Source organism: Rhizobium sp. BK176 (genome assembly GCF_024808055.1).
The window spans coordinates 1,327,457-1,340,208 of sequence record NZ_JANUBV010000001.1 but is presented as its reverse complement, the minus strand read 5'-3'; the positions used below and the strand labels follow the sequence as shown (position 1 = coordinate 1,340,208).

Below are 12,752 nucleotides of genomic sequence, written 5' to 3'. Positions count from 1 at the left end.
ACTTGATCGCATGCATAGCCGAATGCTCTCGAACGAGTTTGCGTCATTGGTTCGGTCTTTATTACCTAATAAAACGTGGATTTTTACTTGAACCACCATCTGCCAGTGGCATGCTTGTTCTATTCCAAAGCAATGGACGGTATACTTGGCGACCCCTAGACTTCCCCCACTGACGGCCGCACGTAAGCAATTCCTCAAGGCGCTAATCCCAACGTCTATATTCAGCCTCGCGATCAACACTCTATTGTTCGTTAGTCCGATCTACATGCTCCAGATTTACGACCGGGTGCTGTCCAATCGCAGTGTGCCTACACTTGTGGCGATCTCGATCATCGCTTTCTCGCTCCTCGCGATCTATGGTGTCATCGAATTCATTCGTTCCAGGTGCTTGGCTCGCGTTTCGGTCGGTATCGACGAAGCGTTAACGAAAGACCTCATGGTCAAGATGGTTAAGACCAAAGTAGCTGCGCCGAACGGGTCCGTCGAAACAGTCGTGTCAGACGTAGATCGTCTTCGGGAATTCATCGCCGGACCGCTTTTGGTCACAATGGTCGATATGCCTTGGGTGCCACTGTATCTGGCGCTCTGCTATCTGTTTGACCCATGGCTCGGCGTCGTCGCCACGGTCGGGGCAATCCTGCTGGTCGTGCTGGCTCTCCTGAACGAATTCCGTACTCACAAGCTGGTGAAGGAATCAACGATAGGATCAATTAGGGCGTCCGCGTCGATGGCGGCGGCACTGCGTAATTCGGATACTCTTTACGCGATGGGAATGGACCGCGCTGTCGGTGAGCGCTGGTCGACCGCACGAAACATAGTTTTAGACATCCAGATCGAGGCCGGAGATCGCAGCGGCTTCTATTTATCCGCCACAAAATTCGTTCGAATGGCGTTACAGTCAGCGATCCTTGGGGTCGGTGCTTATCTGGCCATCCACCAACGGATATCCCCTGGGATGATCCTTGCTACATCGATCATGATGGGGAAGGCTCTGTCGCCGATCGAGCTGGCGATGGGCCAGTGGAAGCAGTTCGTTGCCGCGAGACAGGGCTACGGCCGCATGACGCAGCTGCTGGCGATGAAGGATGATGAAGACCGCCTCGTCCTTCCCGCCCTGAAGGGTGATCTCTCGGTCGAGCAGTTGCACTGCTTCGTCCCTGGGACCCAGAGCCGTGTGATCAAGGGGGTCGATCTCAAGCTACCGGCCGGCGAGACGATGGTCGTGATCGGCCCAAGCGGCGCAGGCAAGACCAGCTTCACGAAGGCGCTGATGGGTCTATGGCCGTCGATGAGCGGACACGTCCGCCTTGACGGCGCTGATCTGAGGCAATGGAACCGGGAACAGCTAGGACGGTCCGTCGGCTACCTTCCGCAGAACGTACAACTGTTCCCAGGAACGGTCGCCGAGAATATATCGCGGTTCTCCGCTCCAGATCACGAGGCGATCGTTAAGGCCGCCTCGCTGGCGGGTGTCCACGAGATGATCCTCGCTTTGCCGAACGGCTACGAGACCGAGGTGGGTGAAGACGGATCGTCACTTTCTGGTGGACAGCGGCAGCGGATCGGCTTGGCACGCGCGTTTTACGGCGATCCTAAGTTCATCGTCCTCGACGAGCCGAATTCCAATCTCGACACAGACGGCGACAACGCACTCATCAGAGCGCTTACTACAGCCCGCCGCGATGGAGCCACGGTGGTCATCGTCTCCCACCGGAACAACATCCTTCAACACTGCGACAAGCTCCTCGTCCTGAAGGACGGCGCTATGCAGGCGTTCGGACCGCCGCAGGAGGTGTTCGGCAAGCCGCAAGCTGTCGCCAAGCCAGCCGGACGGCCATATACGCTGAGCTACGGCGGCAAGCAGGAGACCAGACAATGACCCGCAAGAACGATCCGCGCGGCTTCGTCATCGCGGGCTACGCAACCATCTTCATGACCTTCGTTGTCGGTGGTACGTGGGCGTGCTTGGCCAAGGTCGACGAAGCCGTCATAGCACCTGGTCATATAGACGTCGCCTCCAACAAAAAGGTCATCCAGCATCTCGAGGGTGGGATCGTCAAGGAGATCGCTGTCAAGGACGGGTCGGCCGTCAAGAAGGGCGACCTGCTGATCCGGCTCGAGCGACAGAGTTCCGTGTCCAACCTCGAAGTCTTGCGCCAGCGCGTCGCCAGACTCAGGGCAGACGAGTACCGCCTGATCAATGAGAGAGACCTCTCGACCTCCCTTGAGTACCCCCGCGACCTGCTAGACCAATCCTTCCCTGGATCAATCGACGAGAACGAACGCATCTTTCGAGAACGCCGAAACGTTCTGGATACGCAGGTCGAAATCCTGGCCAGCCAGATCGAACAGCTCGAGAAGCAGCAGGCCGTCATCACAGGAGAGCGGCGTTCTTTCGAAGCTCGTGTTGCTGTCTTGGGGGCGCAGCTTGATCGGCTGAGGGTAGGTAAAGCGAAGGGGATCATTCAGGCTAACGTCGTCAGTGTCCGAGAGGACGAGTTCCTCGAAACCAAAGCCAACGTCGAGCGCCTCGACGGTGAGTATGCGAAGACCCAGAAGGGTATCTCCGAGAAGACCCTCCAGAAGCTCCTGGCCTCCAAGCAATACACCGAGCGGGCGGCAAACGAGCTGAAGGACGTTCGTGACAAACTTCAGGAGGCGATCCAGAGCCTCAAGGTAGCCGAGGACACGGAAGACAGGAATGCGATCCGCGCGCCGTCTGACGGTTTCGTACAGAACCTGGCGGTCCATACCGTCGGCGGAGTGGTGCAGCCGGCTCAGGCTCTCATGGAAATAGTACCGGACAGAGATGCGCTGGTGGTAAAGGCTCGTGTCGCGCCGAACGACATCGACAACGTGACTGCGGGACTGAAAGCTGAAATCCGGTTCTCGTCGATACCTGGACGGTTCGTGCCCATCATCGAGGAAACGGTTGAAGATGTGTCGAAGGGCGTGACGGCCCAACAAGGTCAGCAAGGGCAGGAGGCCTTCTACACTGCGCGGATTGACCTAAACCGCTCCCATTTGCCAAAGTCCGTTCAAGACCGCCTGAGCGTCGATATTCCGGTCGAGGTCATGATTTCGAAAGGGGAGCGGACCGTTCTTGAGTTCCTGACGTCCCCGTTGTCCGATGCGATACGGAAGAGCATGCGCGAAGAATGAAAATATCTTGAAACAGTGACTTATCGACCGCCAGAAACTGCGTACCCAAAAACTTTCTTACTGATCGCACATTAATCGGCACGACCCAAAATTGGGAAGAGTCGAAGCATACATAGTGGATTGTCATCTTGAGTGGCGCGGCAGTGCTACACCACTCAGACGCACCTGGTCAACGGAAATCACAGACCGCTGTGGCCTTGGGGTCGGTCGTCGCCGGAAGCGAAGAGAACTCGCAAGCGAACGCGTTGTCATCGTTAGGTCCGAAGGAAAGCAAAGGCGTACCGCTGGAGCTTGAGCATCCGCCCGTGACGACGACCCGGTCCGCCGGGCAGACGGCGGCGCAGCTGCTGCCACCGTCGGGGCAGGCCTGCGTCACCGTCTCGCGCGCCGATGCGACGGCTTCCTCGTTCGAGACACCGTCCCTGCTGACCATCAGCCTCGGCGCGGCGACACCATCGGTCGGGACCACGATCCTGCCGCCGTTCTGGACAGCCGACAGCGAGGCCGTCGCGCTCGTGGAGACCTTCATGTTCTGTGGCAGGTTGATGGTGCCGCCGTTGGAGCGGAAGACCATGACCGCGCTCGGAGCGACAACGGCGGCCACGTCGGAGGAAGAACGGAGCAGAATGTCTCCTCCCTGCGCGTAAACGGGATTGTTGCCCGTGTCGTCACCCTTGTCGGGAGCGACGACCGTGCCTCCGGAGGTCGCGATCCGCCCGCCGGAGGTTTTCAGGCCTGCCACCGTGGTGTCCTCGAGAACGACGTCTGCCGATGCCTTCGCGTCGATCGCGATGTCGAAGCCGCCCGCGTTGCCCGTCCCGGCGAAGGTGATCCCTTCCACATGGAGGCTGCCCTTCACGGGGACGTAGTAGTTGGAGGATTCCACGGACGCGGTGCCGGCATCGATGGTAAGCGTCGCATGTCCGGCAGCGTTGCCGTTCGAGTCGGTGCCTGGAACGAGGCGGAGCGTGCGCGAGGTTCCGGCGGCTACGAAGGCCTGGAAGTCGGCGAGGCTGACGGTCAGTTCCTTGGGAACGCGCACGGTGATGTCGGACAGCTGGTACTGGTTGATGAAGTTGGCGACGTCGCCAAGCGTACGGACCACGCGGTCCGTGCCGTTGTATCCCGAAGGCGTCTGCCCGTCTGCCGACAGGACGAAGACGGAACCGCGGGCGTCGGTGGTGATCGTGTAGATCGGAACGACGGTGCCGCCGTCGACCAGAAGCGTGTAGTTGTCGGGAGCGAGCTGCACGTTGCCGCAGGCGAGCGGCCCCTTGTAGTTCGGTTGCGGCGACAGGAGGTAGGCGATCACGCCCATATCCGAAAGCCGCGACGCCACGTTGCCATCCTGGTAGTCGGGATGCCCCTTGCGCGCATAGGTCTTGCCAGCGAGCGTCGTTGTCTCGACCGCGAAACTCTCGGAGCCACCGCCGACGAGAGGATTGACGAGGGTTCCGGAAGACGCTTCCGACGGAAACGCAGGGCAGAAAACGATGTCGGCCCCGGAGGTGGTCGTCGCGAACGGCGAGGAAGCCGGAAGTCTTGCCACGACGTTGTTGCCGTCGACGAGGACTGGCAGAAGGACGTTGCCGCCGTCGCTCGTCAGTCCGGCGCGCACCGAGTTGGCGATGTTCTGCAGGCGGACCTGGTTCGCCTGGACCGTCAACGACGTCTGCGCCGTGTTGATCAGCGTCACGATGGAATAGCCGATGCCGGCCGCCACTCCGATCGCGACGAAAAGCATGATGAAGATTGAAAGCATTCGAAGTCTCCGGGACCCGGGATGGTGTCTTGTAAGACCATGATGGGGTCAAAGAACTCCGAACACAACAAAGACCCCGCCGATTAGGGCACGGGCAAATTGGAAGGTTCCGGTCCGATCGACGGCAGGCGGATGAGGCCTCCGAGCGCGCACCAGACCTCCGCGAGAACGTCGGCGTCGGCACCCGCGTCGTGAGGTCTTCCCTCGAACGAAATCCCGAACCTCTCGGCCGCCTCGTCCAATCCGATCGAGCGGCCGTCGCTGGCGACCATGCTGTAGAGGAGGCCGACGTTGAAGAAGGCGTTCGAGAAAAACGCTTCGACGTTCTTGGAGGCGCAGTCCCTGTCGATCGCCGCTTTGTCGCTTCCCCAGGCAAGCCAGCCCTTGTTTTTAGAGCCGTACTTCTTTGCGATGATCCGACCGGCTTCCGCAAGCGTGATACCGCGACGGCGAAGGATGGCGGGGGTAATTCCTGTCAGCGCCGTGCAGTAGGGAGAGACCTCCGAATACTGGTTGCGGACATACCAGCTTTCCGACCTCAGCCGGGTCATGCTTTCGTTGTCGATCTCCGTGATCCCGATCTGGATGATTTCGGGAAACTGACCGGGAGGCGGTTCGCCTTCCCAGCACGTCATTTCGAAATCGACGGAGAGGACCCTGTCGAGCCTGACTTTGTATTTGGCGGTCATCGGATTGTGTTCTTCGAGTACGTTGGAATTCAAAGGATAGTCCGTAAACGTACAGACCGCAACAAATCACCAAATTGTTGATAGAACAACCAATTTTGGGCGGCAAGCGCCGTTGACGGCTTCTTCCGCTTAGTTGTAATGACTTCCGGAACAGAAACGGGGTTGCAAAGGGGGCATGATGATCGGGGGCGAAGGGGGTGCAACTGGAGAGGCCGTAGAGGCCTGCCCAGAACTGTCGGAAGTGTACAATTTCAAGTGCGTCAGGGACACATTGCGCATCAGGGCACCAGACAGAACGACAGTCTCGGTTTCCTCGGATTGCGATCGGGCTTTGACGGCGCTGTCTGTCTTCGCGCCATCTGGCCTAGCGACAGTGGATCGACATTCGAACCTCTCCCTCGTCGATACGGCTACTGGGCGGGCGGTCGAATTTCCGGCGCGCCACGTCAAGGACATCGCCAGCCTCATTTCGGCCTTCGCGGTGATCCGCGAGGCGAAGACAGAAGAACTCATGGGCAGCAAGCCGCTGTCATTGCCGGATGCCGTATTCGATCCTCCGTCGCGGGACCTGTCGTTGGTGCCGGACTGGATCGCGTCGAACTCGGATTTCAAGCCGACGCTGGTCGAGGACGACGGGCGGATCGTTCTGTCGTTCACGGCGCTGAGAATGAACCAGAAGTCCAAGTACCTCGTCGAAGGACGATGCGAGGGCGGCATCCCGGATCAATGGGGATACGAGGTCACGGCGGACAGGCAGCCGTTCGGCTGGGTCGTCCTCATGGAACCGGGGGTCGTACTGGTCACGGGAGCGGGCAACAACAAGTACTCGAAGCACCGCACCGTCACTTCCGCCATGTTCCGGCTGTCGTCCCACCTGCGCGGGATGGAACGATCAGAATAGAGAGAACTCGGCGACCGCCGCGTCCTTGCCGGCTTCACGGCCGGCAAATGGACCGATAAGCAGGTCGGCGTACTCGCGAGCCGTTTCCGCATCAAGTCCGGGGACGGCCTCCAGCTCTTCCTCGCTTTCGGGCATCGCCGCGACAAGCCTCTCGACCGTCCGGTCGTCCATGACCTCGATCGGCGGCACGCCGCGCTCCGCGGCGATGGTAGCCCTCGCCTCGATGATCGCTCTCGTCGCCTCGAGGACTCCCTCCGGCAGGTCGGTGGCGACTGACCTCACGATAGAAGCCGCCTGACGCGGGGCGATACCGGCCACCCTGACACGCCCCGACCCCGTCAGAACAGGGAACGCCGCTTCGTCCAGCCTCAAGGTCCCCTGCCCCGGCTCGACCGAAATATAGCCGTTCACCCGCAGCTGCCGGATCAGCGACATCAGCCTTTTGCGCCCGACCTCCCCTCCCTTGCCGAACACCGAAACCGTGTCGTGTTCGTTGGCGGCGATGCGCTCGGTGCGCAGACCGTGAAGGACGTCGACGATATAGGACGCCCCGTGCGCCTCTCCGGTCGCGGAGATCGCCTTGATCACGAGCTGGGCGATGTCCGTCGCGTCCATGTCGGGCGTCGGGGCAAGGCACCGGTCGCAGTTGCCGCATGCGCCGGGGTGCCGTTCCCCGAAGGCCCGCAGCAGCGTCTGCCGCCTGCATCTCGAGCTTTCGAAGATGCCATGCATCTCCTGCAGCTTGACGACACGGTTCATCAGGAAGTCCTTCTGCCCCTCTTCCGTCTCTTCGATTGCCCGCATCAGGTTGCGCATGGACGCGGCCGCGTCGCTGTCAGACCCGAAAACAACGGCTTCGGACGGCTTGCCGTCACGTCCTGCGCGGCCGATCTCCTGATAGTACGCCTCTACCGCCGTCGGCATTTCCATATGGAGGACGAACCGGACATCGGGTTTATCGATACCCATTCCGAAGGCGATCGTCGCCACCGCCACGATCGGAGACTCCGCGAGGAACCGCTCCTGGTTTTCCTTTTTGACCTCTTCGGGCATGGCGGCATGGTAGGGAACGGCGTTGACCCCGCGCGACAACAGGAACGCGGCCGTTTCCTCGACCTTCTTGCGCGTCGAGCAGAACACGATGCCGCTGTCGCCTTCCCTGGACGAGATGAAATTCATGAGGTCGGATTTGGCGTCGCCGCGCTGGCGCATGGAGATCGAGATATTCGGACGGTCGAACCCGCCGCAGAAAACACGGCATCCCTTGATTCCGAGCCGCTCGGCGATGTCTTCCTGCGTGGCCGGATCGGCCGTCGCCGTCAGTGCGATTACCGGGACTCCGGGCCAGTCTGAAATGAAATCCCTGATTTCAAGATAACTCGGCCGGAAGTCGTGGCCCCACTGGGAAATCGCGTGCGCCTCGTCCACGGCGATCAGGGAAAGTCCCTGCGGAGCCTGTCGAAGCAGTTGCCTGAACCCGCGGGTCGCAAGACGCTCGGGCGCGACGTAGATGATTTCCAGACTGCCGTCGCGGACGGCGGTCTGCGCCTCGTCGGCTTCCCAGGGAGACATCATGGACTTGAGCGCGGTCGCCCTCACTCCCTTGGCGCGCAGCGCGTCCACCTGGTCCTTCATCAGCGATACGAGAGGAGACACGACGACGCAGAGGCCGGACCTGGCCAGCGCCGGGACCTGATAGCACAGCGATTTTCCGCCTCCCGTCGGCATGATGGCAAGCGCGCTCTGGCCCGACGCGACCGTCGAAACGACGGCGCTCTGATCCCCGCGAAACGCCGGATACCCGAAGACCTCGCCGAGGATGTCCTCCGGTTTTCTGCCTGTCATCCGCCTGCCCGAAGCGGGCATCGGCACGGAAAACATGGAATCGTCGGCGTTCGGGCGCATGGTCTCTCTTGTATTCAGTCGGTGGTTTTTCGCCAAATCCCTTGCGGATTGGCCATTCCGATGATGGTCCGCATGGCCGCTTCGGTCAACGACATCGCCGGGTTGCGGCCATTACAAAGACACGAAATGCGCGCCGAACAGGCGGTTTCAGAGACCCCGGGACCTTCAAAAAAGGCCAAGTGCATAAAATAAAAGCACGAAATACCCTTATTGACGCAAAAGATGTTTGCAAATTTGACAAGACTTCATTAGATAGACGGGAATTCATTACCCCAACGAAACGGTCACGGCCAATTCAAGACGTAGTGAAGTCGAGGAATCGAAGTCAGGTAAACGCAGCCGATTAGAAGTTCCCACCCAACTGAGGATAACGAGATGTCAAACGCACCGAAGAGTCAGATAATGGATCAGGTACTGTCCATTGTCGACCGACTGGCAGGAAATCCAAACAGCAAGCTCGACGCCACCAACCTCGTCGACGTCATCAACAAGCTCACCGATACTGTCTCGGCCGGATACCAGAAGGTCGCCGCCCTCGAAGCCTCCACCAGTTTAACCGCAGCGGAAACGCCCGCTGTTAGGACTGCCGCCGCACCCGCCGCAACCGAGACCGCCCAGGCCGAAGCCCCGGTCGTCGCCGAGACGGCTCCGGCATCAGCGCCGGCACCGGCACCTGCACCTGTCGTGAGCGCGCCGGTCGCGCAGCCCACCAGGTCGGCGGCCAAGAAGACGGCAAGCGCCACCATAAAGTCGGCCCCGGCCGTGGCGGCTCCGACGGCTCCGGCCGCAAAGGCTCCGGCAGCGACCAAGGCAGCAGCGCCGAAGACGGCGGCGAAGTCCACCGCCAGGGCTGCCAAAAAGGCACCTGCGCCCGCCCCGGTTCCGCAAGCGCCGATGACGGCGGAAGAAAAGGACCAGTCGATCGCCGAAAGCATGATCGCGGAACACGGTTCGGCACGCGCGGCGGCAGCCTACGTCGAAAAGAACCGCACCCGCGGCCGCAAGACGGCTTGGCAGAAGATCATCGAAGAGAGAGCCGACCAGGAACTCAGGAGCGCCGCAAAGAACCACAAGAAGATCAACGCCGAGGGACTGGCCGCCGCCATCGCCGCCAAGCCGACGGGTGTTTCCGAGGCGCAGGCCAAGAAGGCATACAGCCTCGAAACCACCGGTTACGCGTTCTCCCACATTGATCGCAAGCCGGTCATGGACCCGGAGAAGGCCCTCGGTGCCAAGATCACCTGCCTCATCGACGGCGTCGAGAAGACGATGATGTCCCGCTACATCGCGGCCGAGTTCGCGATGAGCCCCGAGGAGTACATCGCGCACTTCGACCTCCGCCCCGACTACCCGATGACCGCAGACGGCTACAAGGGCGAAAAGCGTCGCCTCGCCGCGGTCCAGGGTCTCGGCAAGGGCAAGCGCACGACGGCTGAAGAAGCCGCGCCGGCACCGGTCGAGGAAGCGACCCCGGCAACTGTCAGCAACCGCCGCAGCCGCAAGCGCGCCGCCTGATAAACCGCCCTCAGGGCAACGCGAATGGACAAGGCCTCCCGAGGACATCAAAATCCTCGGGAGGCCTTGTCGCGTTCCTCGGCTCCGAGCACACTTTTCAAATAGGACGTGTGTGGGAGGGGCCATGATGACGAATGCCGTGGAAGTCGAGGAGGAGGAAGTCATCTCCCCCGCGATCGAAAAGCAGCGCAGGGAGCGCGCGCTGGCCATCGTCAAGAAGGCGGTCCGCAACAGCCTCATCCGTCTCAACAACAAGGATGTCGCCCATCGGCTGCTGCCGGGATTGTGGGCGACGGCCGTCAACACCTTGATCGCGTGCTTCGACGTCAAGGACGTCATGAAGATTCTGACCAACCGGGCGGCCGCGCTCGCCCATGCAGCCGAGAACGCCGACGTGCCTGCGTTCGACCTGTCCGGATCGCAGCTCGCCCGCTACGCCAAGGAAGTCGCGACAGCCGGCCAGGCGATCAGCGACGCCATCGACGAGATCATTCCGCTGCTCGAAAAAGAAGGTTTGGACGACCGCCTTCCGGAGTCCGTCCTCGACTGCGCCATCTATCTCCTCGAGGCCAGCTGGGGACCTGTCCATCTGAGACGAGCGATGGTCGAACAGGTGTCGACGTTCCTGTCCGGCAAGGCGGCCTCCGCCCTGTTCATGGAACCGATCGAACAGATCAAGATCAAGCAGGAACACGAACACCACCAGCCCGAGGTTGAGCCGAAACCGCAGGAAGCGCCGCCGATGCCTGCGCGGGGCGAGAAGCTCGTGCGCGTGTTTTCCGACTACAGGCTCGAGGGGACGAAGGGCGAATGGGCCTACGCGATCCACAAGTCGGGGCCGGGAAGCGCCGAAGAACTGCACATGATGAAGGGCGAGGCCTCCGATTCCAACGGACGATCGACACCGCTCGTGGCGATCGTCGAAGCGCTCAAGGCCGTCTCGCACGAAAATCCCGCGACGGTTATCATCGTCGAGACCTGCCACGAGTTCGTCCTCAAGGGGATGGAAGGCATCGGCGACGAACGCCTGGCCTTCCGCCACGACAAGGAAGCCCCCCTGTGGAGGGACTTCGACGCTCTGACGCACGGCCGCGACATCCGATACCGCTCGATCCAGCCGAACCTGTCCGAATATCTCCAGCACGCCTGCGACATGGTCATGAAGCGCGGCGTGTCGAAACTCCTTTGAGGATCGCGCCGTGGCCGACGAACACAGATACGTCCTGATGCTCGACAAGGACCGGGATTTCATCCGGGTGTTCCGCGCCGACAGTCCGATGCGGCCATCGGGCAAAACCCTGTGGGAAGGCGACGGCCTGAGGCGGACCTACGACGCGATGGTCAGGCTCAACGAGGCGCGTCGCCCGGCCATCTGTTACTACGTGTGCGTCGCGCGCAACGCCAACGGGCGTGCCACGTACCGCGTTTTCAAGTCGACCCACCCGAAGGTCTGGGAACGCGTCTCGATGCAGACCGCCTACAAGACCGCGGTGGAAGACGCAAAACGGCTCCGAGGTCTTGAAAAGGATCGCATCGCCGCCGAAATGGGCGTACGGAAAGCCGAGCGCGCGGCGGCGAAAGCAGAAAAGGACGCCATCCTCGCGAGACTTCGAATGGCGGGCGTGGTCCGCAAAAAGGTGCCGAAACTGACGGCCAAGGACCTGAGATACCTGGAATGGCTGGAGGCCCGCCGCGAATTAATTAAAGATGCCGCTTGAGGTGCCATAATTTCCCGATGTAAGATTTTCATGACTTCAAATGCGTCACGAAGGATTTGACATGCGCGGCATCCTGCTGGTTTCCCTATTTGCGACTTCTGCCATCCTGGCGTCGTGCTCCACCTCCGTCTACCCGATCTTCCCGGCCGAAACGACCAACCGCGACACCGGCACCTACGACGCGGCAAACCGCTACCAGACCGGCGAGGGCGTGCCGCGCGACTACGCGAAGGCCACCAAGCTCTACGGCAGGGCTTCGGCCAGGGGCGACGCGCGCGCCGAGAACAATCTCGGCGTCATGGCCATGCGCGGCGAAGGACGCGGCGTGAACTACTCGACCGCCGCCTCGCATTTCCGCAAGGCCGCCGAGAACGGCAGCGCCGCCGCCCACTACAACCTCGGCCTGATGTACGACAGCGGAATCGGTTTCTCGCACAATCCGGAAGCGGCCGTGCGGGAGTACCGCATCGCAGCCGAACAAGGCCTCGCGGAAGCGCAGTACCGCCTTGCGATCATGTTCGAGAACGGCTACGGCACACGTCCCGACCCGGCCGAGGCCAAGCGCCTCTATGAAATGGCAGCCGTCGGCGGAAAGTCGGAAGCGTATCGCAACGTGGCCGCGCTCGCGGGCAAGGATATCCGCAACGAAAGCGTCCTGCTCACCCTGATCGCCGTCGACAACTGCGATGACTGCGCCAACGACGCGGCCGCAGCCGGCGTCGCCGCGCGCGACTACAACGGCCTCAAGGAACTGGCCGACAAGGGAGACGCTCCGGCTCGCTACAACCTCGCGGTCCGCCTGCTGAACGGCGACAACGTCAACCAGGACCCATCGGAAGCGGCCCGCCTGTTCACCCTCGCCGCCCGTCAGGGTTACGCGCCGGCGCAGCGCCAGCTCGCCCAGATGCACCTGCGCGGCCAGGCGGTCGCCAAGAGCAAGGTGCTTGCGCATTCGTGGCTGAACCTCGCCTCCAAGACCGACGGTGCCGAGGCCGACAAGGCCCGCGCCCAGATGGAGGAGCTCGAGGTGTCGATGACGACGGCAGAAATCGCCGAGGCGCAGAAGATCGCCGCGAGCGGATACTCAAAGGGACGGTAAG

At 61.5% G+C, this 12,752-nt stretch carries 10 protein-coding genes; 7 read left to right on the top strand and 3 right to left on the bottom strand.

Features of this window, described 5'->3' with window-relative positions; all coding sequences use genetic code 11:
• Nucleotides 1–145: 145 nt before the first annotated feature.
• Entirely contained in the window at nt 146–1,879 is a 1,734-nt protein-coding gene (locus tag FHT76_RS07365) for a type I secretion system permease/ATPase (protein WP_259185141.1), read from the top strand.
• Nucleotides 1,876–3,162 carry an HlyD family type I secretion periplasmic adaptor subunit gene (locus FHT76_RS07360; protein WP_259185140.1) on the top strand — a complete coding sequence of 429 codons (1,287 nt, stop codon included), beginning with the start codon at nt 1,876–1,878 and terminating at the stop codon, nt 3,160–3,162. Before FHT76_RS07365 ends, FHT76_RS07360 begins: the two co-directional genes overlap by 4 nt.
• Nucleotides 3,163–3,331: 169 nt before the next feature.
• Here the strand turns inward: FHT76_RS07360 and FHT76_RS07355 are convergent, their stop codons facing one another.
• Both FHT76_RS07355 and FHT76_RS07350 read right to left on the bottom strand, forming a co-directional pair.
• Nucleotides 3,332–4,924: a hypothetical protein gene (locus FHT76_RS07355; RefSeq protein WP_259185139.1), complete on the bottom strand. Its 1,593-nt coding sequence runs from the start codon at nt 4,922–4,924 to the stop codon at nt 3,332–3,334.
• Between the two features lie 83 nt (nt 4,925–5,007).
• Nucleotides 5,008–5,646, bottom strand: a complete 639-nt coding sequence (locus FHT76_RS07350) for a 3'-5' exonuclease (protein WP_259185138.1) — start codon at nt 5,644–5,646, stop codon at nt 5,008–5,010.
• 142 nt (nt 5,647–5,788) lie between these two features.
• Here FHT76_RS07350 and FHT76_RS07345 point away from each other — a divergent pair, with 142 nt between their 5' ends.
• Nucleotides 5,789–6,514, top strand: a complete 726-nt coding sequence (locus tag FHT76_RS07345) for a hypothetical protein (protein ID WP_259185137.1) — start codon at nt 5,789–5,791, stop codon at nt 6,512–6,514.
• On the opposite strand, the gene FHT76_RS07340 is transcribed toward FHT76_RS07345, so the two are convergent.
• Complete coding sequence (locus FHT76_RS07340) at nt 6,506–8,419, bottom strand: RecQ family ATP-dependent DNA helicase (protein WP_259185136.1); 1,914 nt, start codon at nt 8,417–8,419, stop codon at nt 6,506–6,508. The two genes, FHT76_RS07345 and FHT76_RS07340, sit on opposite strands and share 9 nt — an antisense overlap.
• Nucleotides 8,420–8,821: 402 nt before the next feature.
• On the opposite strand from FHT76_RS07340, the gene FHT76_RS07335 reads away from it, so the two are divergent.
• From FHT76_RS07335 to FHT76_RS07320, 4 genes are all read left to right on the top strand, one after another.
• On the top strand, nt 8,822–9,934 hold the full coding sequence (locus FHT76_RS07335; RefSeq protein ID WP_259185135.1) for a MucR family transcriptional regulator: 1,113 nt from the start codon (nt 8,822–8,824) through the stop codon (nt 9,932–9,934).
• Between the two features lie 124 nt (nt 9,935–10,058).
• On the top strand, nt 10,059–11,123 hold the full coding sequence (locus FHT76_RS07330) for a hypothetical protein (RefSeq protein ID WP_259185134.1): 1,065 nt from the start codon (nt 10,059–10,061) through the stop codon (nt 11,121–11,123).
• A 10-nt stretch (nt 11,124–11,133) separates the two neighbouring features.
• On the top strand, nt 11,134–11,652 hold the full coding sequence (locus tag FHT76_RS07325; protein WP_259185133.1) for a hypothetical protein: 519 nt from the start codon (nt 11,134–11,136) through the stop codon (nt 11,650–11,652).
• 61 nt (nt 11,653–11,713) lie between these two features.
• The gene (locus FHT76_RS07320; protein WP_259185132.1) at nt 11,714–12,751 is read left to right on the top strand and encodes a tetratricopeptide repeat protein; all 1,038 of its coding nucleotides are present in this window, start codon (nt 11,714–11,716) and stop codon (nt 12,749–12,751) included.
• The last annotated feature ends 1 nt before the right edge of the window (nt 12,752 follow it).